This window comes from uncultured Flavobacterium sp. (assembly GCF_963975515.1).
Lineage (GTDB): Bacteria > Bacteroidota > Bacteroidia > Flavobacteriales > Flavobacteriaceae > Flavobacterium.
Genome location: NZ_CAXBGY010000001.1, coordinates 504,366 through 519,261 on the forward strand (window position 1 = coordinate 504,366; position 14,896 = coordinate 519,261).

Sequence of the window (14,896 nt, forward strand, 5' to 3'; positions counted from 1 at the left end):
TGTAAATATAGTAAAATTATTTTTTAATTTTAAGATTAGAAATGATTTATATAATAATTCAATAACATTGTTACTATAAATAACAACTAAATTAAGTAAACGGAAGTTTGTCCATAGTATGAATTCTATAATATGTTATAATAATATAATTTTATTTTTTACTTATTTTTCTTTTTAAAAGTTGAGCGTTAATTGCCACGATAATTGTGCTTAAACTCATAAACACTGCTCCAATTGCTGGTCCTAAAACAAAACCAGATGAATATAAAACCCCAGCTGCTAATGGAATTGCAATAACATTATATCCTGTTGCCCAAATAAGGTTTTGAATCATTTTATTGTATGTGGCTTTACCAAAAAGGATTAAATTTGCTATATCTTGAGGATTGCTATTAACTAAAATAATATCTGCGGTTTCTGCAGCAACATCTGTTCCTGAACCTACTGCAATACCTACATTAGCTTGTGCTAGGGCAGGTGCATCATTAACACCATCACCTGTCATTGCTACAAACTCACCTTTGGCTTGAAGGTCTTTTATTATTTCAACTTTTTGATGTGGTAATACTTCTGCATAATAGCCATCTAAACCTAATTTATCACTTACTGCTTTTGCTGTGATTTCGTTATCTCCAGTAGCCATTAGTACTTTAATATTATTCTTCTTAAAAATTCTAATTGCTTCTGCTGATTCTGGTCTGATTTCATCTGCTAATGCAATAAAACCTACTAACTTATTGTCGATTACAATAAAAACTACTGTTTCTGCTGCATCACTGTAAGCATCTTCTGGAATTGAAATATTATTTTCACGTAAATATCCAGGACTTACTACTTTTACTTCTTTTCCTTCAACTATTGCTTCTACACCTTTACCCGTAATTGCTTTAAATTTTTCTAGATTAGGAATTACTACTTTGTTTTCTTTTACTTTTTTAATAATTCCAACTGCAATTGGATGTTCTGAACTTTGTTCTAAAGCACTAGCTAGTCTTAAAACTTCCTCTGTAGTGAAATTTTTATCTACCGTTTCAATTCTTGTAACACCAAAATCTCCTTTGGTTAATGTTCCTGTTTTATCAAATAATAATGCCGAGATTTTACGAGATTCTTCAAATGCGGTTCTATTTCTAATTAATAAACCATTTTGAGCAGAAACTGCTGTTGAAATAGCTACAACTAATGGTATGGCAAGACCAAGTGCGTGTGGACAAGCAATTACCATTACCGTTACCATTCTTTCTAAAGCAAAAACAAAAGGAAATCCTAAAAGCAACCATGTAGCTAAAGTTCCAAAACCAATAGCTAAAGCGATATAAGTAAGCCATTTTGCTGCTCTATCGGACAAATTTTGCATTTTTGATTTGGTCTTTTGAGCGTCTTCTACCATCTTAATCACTTTATTAAGATAGCTGTCTTTACCAGTATGTTCTACTTTAACATTTATAGTACTATTTCCGTTTACAGAACCACCAATGACTTTATCATTTACTTCTTTTTTAACTGGTTTTGATTCTCCAGTTAGCATTGATTCATTTAAGTAACTTGTGCCTTCAGTGATTATTCCATCAGCTGGAACTTTTTCACCTGGTTTTATAAGTATTATATCATCTTTTAATAATTTATCAAGAGCTATATCTTCAATTTTATCTCCAATAACTTTATGTGCTTCTGCAGGCATCATGCTTACCAAAAGCTGCAATGCTTTAGATGCACCTAAAACACTTTTCATTTCTATCCAATGTCCAATTAGCATGATGGCTATAAGAGTAGCCAACTCCCAAAAGAAGTCAACTCCTTTAAGTCCAAATACGGTTGCCGAGCTATAAAAATAAGCAACACTAATAGCCATTGATATTAGTGTCATCATACCTGGAGCACCGCTTTTTATTTCTGACCAAAATCCTTTTAGAAAAGGCCAACCACCATAAAAATATACGATTGTTCCTAAACCAAATAATACATAAGGATTACCGGGTAATAAAAATTCATACCCAAAAAAATCTTGTATCATTGGAGACAAAAATAATATTAGAATGGTTAAGAATAAAGTTACCCAAAAGCGTTTTTTAAAATCATTTATCATCATTTGGTGGTGGTCATGACCAGCCATTCCCATAGGAACGCTACCATGGTCGTGTTCCATTTTTGAATGATCCATTTTGGAGTGGTCTTCTGTTTTATGATTCATTTTAGAATGGTCCATTTTTTGGTGTTGTTTGTTATTTTCCATGTTAATAAATTCTTTAGTTATTTGGATATTTTATAGTAAGTTTTTGTATCATTTTTTCATTTAAGTTTTCGCTATATACACCGTAAGCATCAACCAATAAACCTTTTATTCCTTCTTTAGATGATATTGCATATAATATACTGTTATCATCTGTACTGCTCATTCCCTCAAATCGAAAAAACTCATCCACTTCAAAATCTTCTGGATGTATTTTAATTTTAAGTGAAGCACATTTTATGCAATCAGGATCCAAATTGAAGTCATAGGTATATCCTTTACTTATTAAATCGTTTATTGCTTCTGAAAGAGTATCGTAATTTCTCATTTTTTTTTTTATTTATAGTCCATTGTGAAGTAGCTGCCATCCTTTTCGACAAATTTTTGATAGGAGAGCAAACCATCTGAATTTAACTTTTCAGTTAATGTATAATTCAATTGTTTTACTCTTATACCCAAAGTGTAAGCTTTAATATTAATTTTTGACTTTATGCTTAAATTATTGCCATTTACTTCTTTTTTTCTGTCGTAAATTTTTATGGTACTCTTTGAACCAAAAAAGTTCATCAAGCCAGAATCAAAACTTAAATCTATTTCAACATTATTTAGCTTTTTTAAATTATATAAATCTTTAAAATTTACAGATTTAGAACTTATTTCAGTGTCTTTAGATTTTGGATTTGCAAAAGGAAAAACAAATACTACAACACTAAACTTGTCTGGTTTGCATTTGTAGCTTGTTTCATATTTATCTGTTGCTATTTTATTTTTATCAAATAATTCTGTTGTGACTTTTATTTCATAATTACCATTTTTATTGATGATTTTTCCCGCTTCAAAGATTTGCTTATTTAGTAAGTCACCTTTTTCATTGAAGTTTTCTCTTGTAATTGTTCTACCTTCAATTTGATCAATAAACATAGTGTCCTGTGATTGTACATTTGAACATACACCAATTATAAACAGTACTAAAAGTGATACTTTTGCTTTAATAAAAGAGGTTTGTTTATTGTTGCTTTTTGCCATTGTTATTGATTTGTTTTATAAATTATTTAATAGATATTCTACCCTTTCTAAAGGAGGTAAAACAGGAACAAAAACAATTGGAAAACCTAGATTTTTATACACGTCAATTATTAACTGATGAATGTTTTTTTGGTCTTCTTCATTTTCTGTTCTTGCATAGTCTTTTGTAAAAGGTAATCTGTCTAAAATGAAGATTTTTTTATACGAAACTTCTTTTATTGCATTTATTAATTTCTCATCATAATCTAATTTCAAAAATTGATAATATGCTTGTGCATCTGGAATTGCTCTATCTAAAAAGACCATGTCTTCATGTTTAAGTGAGGCTTCTTGTTTAATTTGCATGTCTAAAACACCTAATTGAAATTTTCTTTTATTACTCCTAATTTCTTCAACTGACTGTCCTTCATCATGCATTGTATCAATGTAATGTCTGGCATGCTCTATAGTAGTATTGTATCCTTGCTTTTGAAGTAAATCAATTATTGTAGTTTTACCTGTGCTTGGACCACCTGTGATGACATACCAATTGGTCTGTATTGCATTATTTGTTATACTGTTCATGCTATTAAATTTGTTTCAACATTATATTTCTTCAATAGTATTTAATGGTTACTACATAGATCATTTGAATCGTCTAAAATGTTTTTATGCCTTGATTTTGGGATTCCGATTTGGTCTAAAATAGTTGGGTTTTCGTGAATTTCTTTACAAAGCACTATTCCTTTGTCTAATAATTTTGTTTTTTCGCTTTTTGTTATGGATGTTAAAGCGGTTAGTGGATGCAAACCAGAGGTGTCTATTCTGTCTTTTAAACCATTACCATACGGGTAATCCCAACTTGTCATTAGTAAACCAACACATTTGCCATATTGTATGGCATCTGTAGTAAATCGAGTATTGGTATAAACTCCTCCTTTATGAAGTTTTGCTTCATGACCTTTTTGACGTTCCCATTGTTTTTCTACATCTAAAAATCTCGAATGGATGTATAAAGGAATTTTTACATTACAAAATCTACCTTGGTCACTATGGTATTTGCATTCAATCATATAATGGTTGTTCTCTTTTTGGGCTATGACATCTATCTCATGCTGCACACAATTTCCTTGAACAATTACCCCAACCTCTGTAGCAAAACCTTCATGTTCCATTAGTTTACCAACTAATTTTTCAAAAGGAAAACCAGTAGGACCTAATTCCATAAGTGCTTTTTTAAGTTTATAACGAGAGGCACTCACAGAAGATTTGCCTTTAAGCATTTTAAAAGCCATCTTGTAAATTTGTTTGGTTGTCATACCATCATAAAGTACAGCTTCAACTTGCTCTACAATTTGTTGAATAAGTGTTTCGTTAGCTTGAGAACGTCTTAAGGAATTGATAAGTTTTTCAACTTGAAAAAGAGCTTTATCTCCGTTTGCTTTTATGATGTTTATATTATTCATTTAGATGTATTTTTTTGATATTTGTTAATGCAAAAACTATAATAAAAAAACTTAAAAATATTTCAAGCATGATAACAAATTTAGCAACATCTGATACTGGAGTAATATCACCAAAACCTACTGTTGAAAATGTGATTACGCTGAAATAAAAGAAATGGTATAGATTATATAGGTATGTATTTGAAAAGTCAGGTATGCCTTCAAATGCAGCATGGTCGAATTGATATAAGCAAGTGTAATCTGTAGCGAATGAGAAAACAATTATTACAATAATTAGTCCAAAAACCCACAGTAAACGCTCTAATGAATGGCAAATTTTTATAAGTTTTGAAAGTTTCTTTAACGTAGTTAGAGTAATTACGACGGTTTTTATTAATGCTGCTACTGCAACTACTACATGAAAAGGTAATGCACTGTGATCTATCCTTGTCATAAGCATAATATATATTAATGCAATACCAAGAATGATAATAATTGGTAGTGCCGTTTTTCCAAAAAGCAATTTAAAAAAAGGTTTTTCACTAACTTTATTTAAACTATTTGATATCATAATTACTTAAATATGGATAGTCATTACTGGTAAACTTGAATGATTTGTTACACCTTCAGCTATGCTTTTAGTGAATAAACTTAAAAAACCGGTGTTACCATGTGTTACCATCGCGATTAAATCTACTGGTTGCTGCTCGCTAAATTTATTAATACCAATTTCTACAGAATCTTCATTATAAACTGCTTTTGAATAATTTTCAAAATCTGGAATTTTTTTCAATAGTAAATCGATATTTGTTAAACTACTTTCAATACTGTTAAAATCTGTTTTTGTATTTATTTGTAATAAATGAATTTTTGCACTGCATTTTTTAGCTATTGAAATTACTTGTTGAAAGGCATTAGTTAAATCTTCTTCAAAATTTGAAACAAAAACAATACTTTTAAATGGAAATTTTATTTCTTCATCTTTAACGACTATTACTGGAACTTTAGCTTTACGTACAATATCTTCAACATTACTACCTGATATTTCTCTAATTACTCCCTTTGTTCCACTACTTCCTGTTATTATAAAATCGTGTTGAAAATGACCAGAATGGTCTAAAATACTTTTATCATCTACATCATATTGAAGAAAAGTTCGACATTTAAGTCCTTGATTTTCTGCATTTCTTTCTAATTCTCTCAGATTTGCTTTAGCACTTCCTATTTGTTTCAAAGTTTCAGGATATCTTTCTTCTTTTAGCTTATCTAATTTTACCCAATCTACAGGTGTTTTTATATAGTGTAAAAAATGAATTTCCGAATTATATAATTTGGCAAGTTCAATGGCAAGTTCTGCTGCTTTTTGGCAGTTTTCGGTGAAATTGGTGGGTACTAATATATTTTTCATTTTATTTATTATTTTGAACCATTTATATTTACTTCATTTCCTGAATTTATTTCCTTTTCAAAACAGTCTAGATTATATATGGTGGTTTCAGCGATATTGGTTAGTGCAGTTTCTGTTAGGAATGCTTGATGACTTGTGATTAACACATTGCTGAAGGTCATCAAACGAGCAATTACATCATCTTGTAAAATGTCTTCAGAATGGTCTTCAAAGAATAATCCTTCTTCCTCTTCATATACATCTATTCCAAAATGCCCTATTTTTTTTGTTTTAAGTCCTTCAATAACTGCTTTTGTGTCAATTAATCCACCACGGCTGGTGTTTATAAGCATTACACCATGTTTCATTAGCGAAATATGGTGTTTGTTAATCAAATATTTGCTTGAAGGTGTTAATGGTAAATGCAGACTAATAATATCAGATTGCTTACAAAGGGTTTCACAATCTGTATATTGAACTCCATATAAATGTATCAAATTCTTATCTTCGACTATGTCCTGAGCCAGTATTTTACAACCAAAACCATGAAGGATTTTAACCATAACTGCCCCAATTTTACCAGTTCCTATTATACCAACCGTTTTTCCATTAAGGTCAAAACCTGTTAGTCCATTTAATGAAAAATTTTGTTCGTGAACTCTATTATTAGCTTTAATTAATTTCCTGTTTAAAGCTAATATTAGAGCAATGGCATGTTCAGCAATAGCATAAGGAGAATATGCCGGAACGCGAGCAACTTTGATACCTAATTTTGCAGCTTGTTCTAAATTAACGTGATTAAAACCAGCTGAACGTAAAGCAATATTTTTAATTCCAAAAACACTTAATTGCTTTAGTACCTCTGCTGAAGCATCATCACCAGTAAATATACTCACTGTTATAGAACCTTTTGCAAGTATAGCCGTTTCTTTAGTTAAGCGAGTCTCAAGCATTTTGAGTTCATGCTTTCCATTATTGGCTTTTATAAGATATGGTTCTTCAAATTTATGCGTACTAAATATGGTTGTTTTCATTTTCTTTTTTCATTTTTAGATAATTCTAATTTTTGATGCAATTCATTACTATTTAAAGTTATTATGCAACTGTGATACTATCATCTAGATATACACTCTGGACGGATTGTAATACTTTTACTCCTTCACTGAATGGTTTTTGAAACGCTTTTCTACCTAATATTAAACCTGAACCACCTGCTCTTTTATTTATTACTGCGGTTGTTACTGCTTCCATTAAATCTGATTTTCCTTTAGAACCACCACCCGAATTAATTAATCCTATTTTGCCCATATAGCAATTGGCAACTTGTAATCTGCAAAGGTCTATAGGATGATCTGTAGTGAGTGTTTTGTACATTTCATCATCATATTTACCAAAACCGATATTTTTAAATCCAAAATTATTTATTGGTAACTTTTGTTTGATAATATCAGCCTGAATGGTTACTCCCAAATGGTTTGCTTGCCCAGTTAAATCAGCTGATGCATGATAATCTTCTTTATCTGTTTTAAAGGCATCATTACGCAGATAGCACCATAAGATAGTTGCCATTCCTAAATTATGTGCTTCTTCAAAAGCTTCGGCTATTTCTTTGAGTTGTCTGTTGCTTTCTTCTGAACCAAAATAGATAGTTGCACCAACTGCAACTGCACCCATATCCCAAGCTGATTTGACCTTTCCAAATAGTGTTTGGTCATATTTGTTAGGATAAGTCAGTAATTCATTGTGGTTTATTTTTACAATAAAAGGAATTTTATGTGCATATTTTCGAGCGTTTAGACCCAAAACCCCAAATGTTGAAGCCACACCATTACAACCCGCTTCAATAGCTAGTTTTATAATGTTTTCTGGATCAAAATAATCTGGATTTTTATAAAATGAAAAAGCTGCACTATGCTCAATACCTTGATCCACTGGTAGAATACTTAAATAACCTGTTTTGCCTAAATTTCCATGATTATATAATTGCGAAAGACTGCGAAGTACTTGAGGATTTCTATTACTTTGAATAAATATTTTATCAAGACTTGTTTTAGAAGGTGTTTGTATTTCATCCTTGGTTATCTTTTCGCAAACATGGTCTAAATAAAAAGATGCTTTTTCTTCTAAAATTTCTGCTATATTTTCATTTGTTTTCATCTCAATAGCGTTTAAATTATTCCCAAACTTATATTGGTTTTAGTAATGGATTTTAATGCATCCGTTTCAATTCCCGTAAGTGCACGAATTGCATCGATAGTTTCAGGAATAACAATAGCTTGGTTATCGACTACATAGGCATAAAAAAGTTCGTCTCCTTGTACCTTTAGCATATCTTCCCAAAGAGCCACTTCATACATATCTCCCCATGGTCTTCCTATATCCAAGAACATTTCTTTAATGGTGTTATTTGATACTAAACCTTGGTCATATTGGATTAGTTTAATACGACTGGATGTCTTAAAAGCTTTTAGCACTTCTTCTTTAGAAGTATGTTTTTTTAACTTTACATTCCAATAGTGCATGTGGCTTAAAGTTTCTGGAACTTTTACAGCAGAAGTAATCACATCTAAATCTGGGTCTACACTTTTTGCATCAGGACCTTGGTGACTTGGAATTTCTCTTTCGGGTACCATTGTATTCATTATACCTCCTAAATGACTTTCCCATGGGTCTGTAGCTCTTCTTAATAATGTACCTCTTGCATACTCTAATAAACCTGCTTTTTTTAAGGTTGTTAATGTTCTTAAAATGGAAGTAGTATTGCAGGAAACAACTCTTGTTGCCTCTAAATTTAATGCTGATTGATAATTATTTTCGGCACTAAAGGAATGACCAGTAGTTTCATGCTTTTCTCCACCTTGTAAAATAAATTTTATGTTTTGTGCTTTGTATTTTATTACATTTTGAGCTGCGATTTTTTTTGGTGTACAATCTACAACGAGATCTGACTTTTCTAAAAGCAATTGCATATCTCCTTTTACAGTAATTCCTTCTGCTTTCATGTTATCTGCTGCTTCTGGAGTTGCTGCATATATATCATATTCTTTTCTTACTGCATTTTGAATACGCCAATCGCTAATGATATCACAAACTCCTGAAAGCTTCATGTCGTCTTGTTTATTTATGGCATCAGCCACTCTTTTCCCAATTACTCCGTATCCTATAACTGCTATATTTTTCATGTTTAATTATTTAAAATATTTGTATGAGCTTCCTCTTTTTATATTTTAAATCAGATAGGAAACCTGTTTTAATAATGAATTATTTTTTAACTTTAATTTGAACATTATAAAATACTCCAATACAAGCTCCAATAAGCCAACCTAAAATAAATGTTTGAACAATACCAAGTAATGCTTCTGTAAGAGGAACATCCATTCGAATAATAGTTGTAGTATCTAATCCGTGTAATAAGCTGTTGAAAAATGTAATACTGCCTTCTTTTCCTGCTGTAATCATTACAATCATGCACCCTAAATAAATTAAAGCGCCTGTTAAACCGAAGGCAAAACCGAGTTTTTTTACGTTTATTTGAAACATAGTATTTTGGTTTTAAATTAGTTTTCTGATTTTAATAACTTTTTAGATTCTTCATATTCTTCTTTTGATATTTCACCTTTAGCAAAGCGTTTTTTTAAAATATCCAGTGGTGAATCTTTTTTTGCTCTCTGCCCAGGAATACTCCAAGGTGTTGCAAAAATCCATATAAGAAATACCATCCATATAATCCACCAAATAAGGTGCATACCGCCATAATGTGCTTCGTTTAAATGCATAATAATTGTTTTTAAGTTGTTTGTTTAAATTCAGTAATTGTATATCCTTTTAGCGTATTGAGTTGTTTTTGTAATTCATCAACCGTAAGACTTTCACTCATTGTTATGATTGCTGCTCCTTTAGGATCTAGGAAAATTTGGGCTTTCTCAATATTAGGATGCTCTTCCAAGGTTTTCTTAACACTTGCGATGCATCCACCACAGCTAATTCCGTTTATTTGATACTTCTTTTTCATTTAATGGTTATTAATGGTTATGATGTTCTTCTTTATTGCTTTGAGTATTATCTTGATTTTGTTCCCCATGATTATGTCCTCCATGTCCGTGGGAACCATGAGGCATAAATAGATGACAGGCAAACATAAAAAGAATGAATAGGAAGAGAGATGAACTGCCTTCTATACCAAAAGCAGGTGCTAAAAAGATGAATAGTAAAGGTAAAACACAACCTATAACCATCCATATCCAGTGATTATTTTTCATTGTTTTCATGTGATGATATTTAATAATACTAAAGGTATATTATGTAGGTTTAAATCATCTTCACAATTTTCGTTAATAACTACATAATTTCGTCATAGTGGCTGCGTTTTGATTCTTCTGAATTTTTATATTCTGTCATGCTCTCACCAACAATTTCTTTAAATTGTCTAGATAAATGGTTTACATTGTTATAATCTAATAAATAACCTATTTCAGAAAATGTATATTGTTTCAATTGAATTAACTCTTTTACTTTTTCAATTTTTAATTTAATAAAATATTTTTCAATTGTAATTTGTTCTGTGTGCGAGAATAGTTTACTTAATGATTTATATTCATGGTTTAGTTCTGCACTTAAAGCTTGTGATAAATTAATTGTAGAGTCTAAGGGAAGTTCTTCTATTTTATTAAATAGAAAATGTTTGATTTTTTCGACAAGAATTTCATCTGAACTATGAATTATTTCAAAATTATTGGAATGCAATACTTTTTCAATTTGAAAGATAATTTCTTCATGATTACTATTTGTATCATCAACAACTAATTCACCAAGTTCAATGGATGTGACTTTTATTTCTAGTTCTTCAAGTTCCTGTTTGATCACTTTTAAACAGCGACTACAGACCATATTTTTGATGTATAATTTCATGCTTTTTTTATTTTTAAATTGATTTTGCAATTTTATCCATTATGGAAAGGTCAGTGCCAAACTTGCAAATGGCATCGCAATTTTCTCTTAATTCTGAAAACAAAATGTATTTGATTAGCATTTTTGAATTTTTGATTACAGGTCGATTTAATTGCTGTATAACATCTTTTTCGCGACTGTTTGGGATAATTATATAAAATACTTCTTTACCATTTGAGATACTGAAATATAAATCAGACAATCTTAAAATTCCTGAATAAATACTCGTGCTTTTTTCTACTTCAAATGCTCCAATAATAGTATTAGTTCCTTTTCTAAACCAAAGGACATCAATTAGTTTAATCGTATTATGTGTTTCTTTATCGCAAGGAAGTTCTGGAAATTTGGAAAGTGAAATAAACGAGAAACTTTGTCCGCCAAATGATTTACTTTTATCGTTACTTGCTGGAGTTACATCATAACCTAATGAAACTCCTATTTTTAGTAGATGGTATTGCATTTCATCATGAAGATTTTCTGCTAATTTTTCTTCCTGAATTTCTTTTTGACGTTTTAAAATATTCTTTTCAAATTTTGTGCGTTCTGCTTCACTTAAATATTCATCGTTACCAATTAGCATTTTTTGAGTGCCAATTTCAAAACATAATCCTGCAATTGCTCCTAAATCATTAGACAAATCAGCTTTATGTTTATTATTTGTTTCAACTACTGTTTCTCTTATTTTTAGGTATTCTGACCAACTACCTAATTTTTTTTTGTCTTTGAATAAAAAGTTAAATCCATTGAGAATTGCTGTGTTAAAAGGAGGAAACCAAGTTGGATGCAAAAAGTATAAAATGCTAGCAACAGCTGGACCAAGTCCTTTTATTTTGAGTTCATCTAGCTTTACTATTTCTTTTATAACTTGTTCTTCTGATTTTGCATTAATACAGTTTTCTAAAAATTGACCAAAAGCGATTTTATTATTTAGGTTTTCATAAATATCTGGGATACGCAATTTTGGTTTCCAATAGAACGGATGAGCTACACCTACAAATATTTGTTTTTGCTCTGCAATACAACTCAATACAAATTCTAAACTACTGCCTTTAAAATCGTTTGGGAATGTCTTGTTTTTAATATCTTCCACAACTTGAATAACACCACGACGTATTGTTCTAAATGCTTTTAATCGTTGGTCATTCTCTATAAACCAAGTATTGTAAACACTTTCGGTATCGGTTTTGTATTGATTTATTATTTGGTTAAGTTTATTCATTTTCCACTTGTATTTTGGTTATCCAATCTATGATTTCTGTTTTTTGTTCTTTTGAAAGAACAGCGTCTCTATGGATTAATGTATATGAGGTAAGAGGCATTTTATCGTCCTCAATTTGACTAATGATTGATTTTAATTTGCTTCTTTTTCTTCGGTCAGAATAGCTTTCCCATTCGCTAAAGTTTAATTCTGATTTACCTTCTTCAATATGATTTTCTAAAATCCATGCAACTGGTTGTACTTTATTGTACCAAGGATATGATGTGTTATTGCTGTGGCAATCGTAACAAGACGTTTGCAATGAATTGTAAATATTTTGTGGTACATTATTTACAACCATAAAATCTGTATTGGGTACACTTTCGCTTTGATTGCGTTTTGTGGGAAAGAATTGAATTCCCACAAACACAATCAGTAAAATCAATAATATGATTTTAGAAAATTTCATTTAATTAATCTGCTTTTTTATACTTCCACATTTTAGCATTTTTGAACCAAAATATGGGTTTTTAATTTCTTTGACTTCACTTAACCAATTTGCTCCTTTATTGTTATTTGCCATTGGACAGTAATCTTGGTACACTACTTTATCTGTTCCAAGAATTGCAACCAAGTCAGTAATGTCTATGCTTAATGCTTCGAAGTGTTCTCTTTGATGATCCATAGGGCTTTTTACAATATGCTCTGCATGTTCTTTTGCACTTTCTGCAATTTCCATATACTCTTTATGTGTTTCATCTGATAATTTTGACATATCAAATTTAGAAATAGCAGCTAAAAGAGAATTCCCACCTTTTGCAGCTTTTTCTTTACTGTCTGCTACTAATCCATTTTTGATTTCAAAATAAGCATCAAGTATAGCTGAAGTAGCACTATTTTTTGTGTTGTTTTGAGTGATTTCTCTTTCTGTACTTTCGCTATTACCATGGTCATGTCCGTCTTGATGATTCATTTCTGAATGGTCATGTGCTTCAACCGCTTCTAAATCCATTCCACATTTTGAACATTTATCACCTTCTTTTCCTGTAATTTCTGGATGCATTGGACAAGCATACACCGTTTCGTGGTCACTCATTTCATTATGCATTTCTTCTTTTTGTTCTGCTTCTTTGTTGTCTTTACAAGAGATAGTTACGCTTAATAAAGCTACTGCTAAAATTCCGATTACTTTTTTCATGATTTTAAAATTTATTAATTATTAATTTATTTAATTGTTTCTTTTACTTCTCCACATTTTAGCATCGATGCACCAAAATAGGGGTTAACTACTTTATTTTCTTTACTTAACCAATTGGCACCTTTATCGCTATTAGCCATAGGACAAAACTGTACGTATGCACTCTCATTTAAAGGATTAAAAGCTTTTGTCATGGCTATCATTACATTTGATATTGGTTCAAAAGTCATTCTTAATTCTTTAATATTTTTAATATGTGTAGCATGAAGTGTCTGCTTTTTCAGTTCTGTTTGATAATTCATCCATGCTTTATGAGATTCTCCTTTAAACACACTCATATTTATTTTATTGAAAGATTTTTCAAATGCTAACAAAGCTTTTTTAGCCGAATTAAAATCATCTTTTGTTAAGGCATCTTTAAATTCAAAATAATCTTTATATATTGGTTGTAAACTCTTTTTAGCTTCAGCACTTATCGTTGTTTTTTCTGCTTTTAATACTACTTTTTTATCTTCATTCATTGGCATAGAAGAATCTCCATGATTGTGACCTGTATTTACTTTTCCACCTTCCAAATTCATCATGCTTGGTTTTCCTGCTAATTGTGCTGCAGCGTCTACATTAAAAGTACCATTTGCTACTATTTCTTCACCAACTTCTAAACCTTCTTCAATTATGTAATCATTCCCCAAAAGTGGTCCTAATGTAACTTCACGTAGTTTAAATGTTATTCCCTTATCGGTTTCATTTTTAATATAAACAATGGAACGTTTTCCTGTCCACATCACAGCCGATTTAGGAACACTTAATGTTGATTTATTACTTGTAATTTTAGTTTTTAAAGTACCTGTTGTAAACATTTCTGGTTTGAATTTTAATCCAGAATTAGCTACTTCAACTCTTGCTTTAGCAATTCGAGTCATTGGGTTTATAAATGGGTCAATAAATGCAATTGTTCCTGAAAATGTTTCTCCTGGAAAAGATGCCACTGTATAATTGATTTTATCTCCTTTTTTAACCCAACTCATATCCGATTCGTAAATTTCAAAAAGTACCCAAACGGTTGACAAATCAGCAACATCATATAATGTTTGTCCTTTTTGAAGATAATCACCTAACTCCACATTTTTCTTAATAATATAGCCTGAAACATCAGCATAAATAGGAAATCTATCTTGTGTTTTCCCTGAAGAAATAATACTATTAATAGTAGCATCTGAAACTTTCCAATTTTTCAATTTCATTTTTACCGATTCGAATAGTTGAGGCTGAATGTCTTTTACACTATAGGCTTCAATAAGTTCTTGTTGTGCACTTGCTAAATCTGGTGAATATACATAAGCAACCACTTGACCTTTTTTTACATATTCGCCTACAAAAGAAACTTGAATTTTTTCAATACGACCAGGTATGTGTGATGATTGACTGTACACTGTTTTCTCATTCACTTCAATTTTTCCATTCAATGAAATTTCTTTTACGCCAT

At 30.6% G+C, this 14,896-nt stretch carries 19 protein-coding genes; all 19 read right to left on the reverse strand.

Annotation, left to right across the window (positions count from 1 at the left end; all coding sequences use genetic code 11):
• Window positions 1–151: 151 nt before the first annotated feature.
• Window positions 152–2,233 (reverse strand): copper-translocating P-type ATPase, encoded by a 2,082-nt coding sequence (locus AAC008_RS02330; protein WP_339887177.1) that lies wholly within the window; start codon window positions 2,231–2,233, stop codon window positions 152–154.
• A gap of 13 nt (window positions 2,234–2,246) precedes the next feature.
• Complete coding sequence (locus tag AAC008_RS02335; protein ID WP_339887178.1) at window positions 2,247–2,558, reverse strand: phosphoribosylpyrophosphate synthetase; 312 nt, start codon at window positions 2,556–2,558, stop codon at window positions 2,247–2,249.
• A gap of 8 nt (window positions 2,559–2,566) precedes the next feature.
• Entirely contained in the window at window positions 2,567–3,256 is a 690-nt protein-coding gene (locus tag AAC008_RS02340) for a hypothetical protein (RefSeq protein WP_339887179.1), read from the reverse strand.
• A gap of 15 nt (window positions 3,257–3,271) precedes the next feature.
• Window positions 3,272–3,820 carry an ATP-binding protein gene (locus tag AAC008_RS02345; protein WP_339887180.1) on the reverse strand — a complete coding sequence of 183 codons (549 nt, stop codon included), beginning with the start codon at window positions 3,818–3,820 and terminating at the stop codon, window positions 3,272–3,274.
• A 41-nt stretch (window positions 3,821–3,861) separates the two neighbouring features.
• Entirely contained in the window at window positions 3,862–4,701 is an 840-nt protein-coding gene (locus tag AAC008_RS02350; RefSeq protein WP_339887181.1) for an ATP cone domain-containing protein, read from the reverse strand.
• Window positions 4,694–5,251 (reverse strand): ion channel, encoded by a 558-nt coding sequence (locus AAC008_RS02355; protein ID WP_339887182.1) that lies wholly within the window; start codon window positions 5,249–5,251, stop codon window positions 4,694–4,696. Before AAC008_RS02355 ends, AAC008_RS02350 begins: the two co-directional genes overlap by 8 nt.
• Window positions 5,252–5,257: 6 nt before the next feature.
• Window positions 5,258–6,088, reverse strand: coding sequence for a universal stress protein (locus AAC008_RS02360; protein WP_339887183.1), 831 nt, complete (start codon window positions 6,086–6,088; stop codon window positions 5,258–5,260).
• Window positions 6,089–6,096: 8 nt separating this feature from the next.
• On the reverse strand, window positions 6,097–7,101 hold the full coding sequence (locus tag AAC008_RS02365) for a 2-hydroxyacid dehydrogenase (RefSeq protein WP_339887184.1): 1,005 nt from the start codon (window positions 7,099–7,101) through the stop codon (window positions 6,097–6,099).
• Window positions 7,102–7,162: 61 nt separating this feature from the next.
• Window positions 7,163–8,224, reverse strand: a complete 1,062-nt coding sequence (locus AAC008_RS02370; RefSeq protein ID WP_339887185.1) for a class I fructose-bisphosphate aldolase — start codon at window positions 8,222–8,224, stop codon at window positions 7,163–7,165.
• A gap of 11 nt (window positions 8,225–8,235) precedes the next feature.
• Window positions 8,236–9,249, reverse strand: coding sequence for a type II glyceraldehyde-3-phosphate dehydrogenase (locus AAC008_RS02375; RefSeq protein ID WP_339887186.1), 1,014 nt, complete (start codon window positions 9,247–9,249; stop codon window positions 8,236–8,238).
• Window positions 9,250–9,328: 79 nt separating this feature from the next.
• Window positions 9,329–9,607: a DUF5676 family membrane protein gene (locus AAC008_RS02380; RefSeq protein WP_339887187.1), complete on the reverse strand. Its 279-nt coding sequence runs from the start codon at window positions 9,605–9,607 to the stop codon at window positions 9,329–9,331.
• Window positions 9,608–9,624: 17 nt separating this feature from the next.
• Complete coding sequence (locus AAC008_RS02385; RefSeq protein ID WP_339887188.1) at window positions 9,625–9,843, reverse strand: SHOCT domain-containing protein; 219 nt, start codon at window positions 9,841–9,843, stop codon at window positions 9,625–9,627.
• 11 nt (window positions 9,844–9,854) lie between these two features.
• The gene (locus AAC008_RS02390; protein WP_339887190.1) at window positions 9,855–10,079 is read right to left on the reverse strand and encodes a heavy-metal-associated domain-containing protein; all 225 of its coding nucleotides are present in this window, start codon (window positions 10,077–10,079) and stop codon (window positions 9,855–9,857) included.
• Between the two features lie 10 nt (window positions 10,080–10,089).
• A complete protein-coding gene (locus AAC008_RS02395) occupies window positions 10,090–10,335 on the reverse strand; it encodes a hypothetical protein (RefSeq protein WP_339887191.1) in 246 nt (81 codons plus the stop codon).
• Between the two features lie 70 nt (window positions 10,336–10,405).
• A complete protein-coding gene (locus AAC008_RS02400; protein WP_339887192.1) occupies window positions 10,406–10,975 on the reverse strand; it encodes a helix-turn-helix domain-containing protein in 570 nt (189 codons plus the stop codon).
• A 13-nt stretch (window positions 10,976–10,988) separates the two neighbouring features.
• Window positions 10,989–12,233, reverse strand: coding sequence for a hypothetical protein (locus AAC008_RS02405; RefSeq protein ID WP_339887194.1), 1,245 nt, complete (start codon window positions 12,231–12,233; stop codon window positions 10,989–10,991).
• Entirely contained in the window at window positions 12,226–12,681 is a 456-nt protein-coding gene (locus tag AAC008_RS02410) for a heme-binding domain-containing protein (RefSeq protein ID WP_339887195.1), read from the reverse strand. The genes AAC008_RS02405 and AAC008_RS02410 overlap by 8 nt, the downstream gene beginning before the upstream one ends.
• The gene (locus tag AAC008_RS02415) at window positions 12,682–13,410 is read right to left on the reverse strand and encodes a DUF3347 domain-containing protein (protein WP_339887196.1); all 729 of its coding nucleotides are present in this window, start codon (window positions 13,408–13,410) and stop codon (window positions 12,682–12,684) included.
• Between the two features lie 26 nt (window positions 13,411–13,436).
• On the reverse strand, window positions 13,437–14,896 hold a 1,460-nt coding region (locus AAC008_RS02420), incomplete at its 5' end, for an efflux RND transporter periplasmic adaptor subunit (protein WP_339887197.1).

Bases quoted from the DNA above. Each gene is read 5' to 3' on its own strand.
- AAC008_RS02330 (WP_339887177.1), bottom strand. From the start codon at position 2,233: ATGGAAAATAACAAACAACACCAAAAAATGGACCATTCTAAAATGAAT.
- AAC008_RS02335 (WP_339887178.1), bottom strand. From the start codon at position 2,558: ATGAGAAATTACGATACTCTTTCAGAAGCAATAAACGATTTAATAAGT.
- AAC008_RS02340 (WP_339887179.1), bottom strand. From the start codon at position 3,256: ATGGCAAAAAGCAACAATAAACAAACCTCTTTTATTAAAGCAAAAGTA.
- AAC008_RS02345 (WP_339887180.1), bottom strand. From the start codon at position 3,820: ATGAACAGTATAACAAATAATGCAATACAGACCAATTGGTATGTCATC.
- AAC008_RS02350 (WP_339887181.1), bottom strand. From the start codon at position 4,701: ATGAATAATATAAACATCATAAAAGCAAACGGAGATAAAGCTCTTTTT.
- AAC008_RS02355 (WP_339887182.1), bottom strand. From the start codon at position 5,251: ATGATATCAAATAGTTTAAATAAAGTTAGTGAAAAACCTTTTTTTAAA.
- AAC008_RS02360 (WP_339887183.1), bottom strand. From the start codon at position 6,088: ATGAAAAATATATTAGTACCCACCAATTTCACCGAAAACTGCCAAAAA.
- AAC008_RS02365 (WP_339887184.1), bottom strand. From the start codon at position 7,101: ATGAAAACAACCATATTTAGTACGCATAAATTTGAAGAACCATATCTT.
- AAC008_RS02370 (WP_339887185.1), bottom strand. From the start codon at position 8,224: ATGAAAACAAATGAAAATATAGCAGAAATTTTAGAAGAAAAAGCATCT.
- AAC008_RS02375 (WP_339887186.1), bottom strand. From the start codon at position 9,249: ATGAAAAATATAGCAGTTATAGGATACGGAGTAATTGGGAAAAGAGTG.
- AAC008_RS02380 (WP_339887187.1), bottom strand. From the start codon at position 9,607: ATGTTTCAAATAAACGTAAAAAAACTCGGTTTTGCCTTCGGTTTAACA.
- AAC008_RS02385 (WP_339887188.1), bottom strand. From the start codon at position 9,843: ATGCATTTAAACGAAGCACATTATGGCGGTATGCACCTTATTTGGTGG.
- AAC008_RS02390 (WP_339887190.1), bottom strand. From the start codon at position 10,079: ATGAAAAAGAAGTATCAAATAAACGGAATTAGCTGTGGTGGATGCATC.
- AAC008_RS02395 (WP_339887191.1), bottom strand. From the start codon at position 10,335: ATGAAAACAATGAAAAATAATCACTGGATATGGATGGTTATAGGTTGT.
- AAC008_RS02400 (WP_339887192.1), bottom strand. From the start codon at position 10,975: ATGAAATTATACATCAAAAATATGGTCTGTAGTCGCTGTTTAAAAGTG.
- AAC008_RS02405 (WP_339887194.1), bottom strand. From the start codon at position 12,233: ATGAATAAACTTAACCAAATAATAAATCAATACAAAACCGATACCGAA.
- AAC008_RS02410 (WP_339887195.1), bottom strand. From the start codon at position 12,681: ATGAAATTTTCTAAAATCATATTATTGATTTTACTGATTGTGTTTGTG.
- AAC008_RS02415 (WP_339887196.1), bottom strand. From the start codon at position 13,410: ATGAAAAAAGTAATCGGAATTTTAGCAGTAGCTTTATTAAGCGTAACT.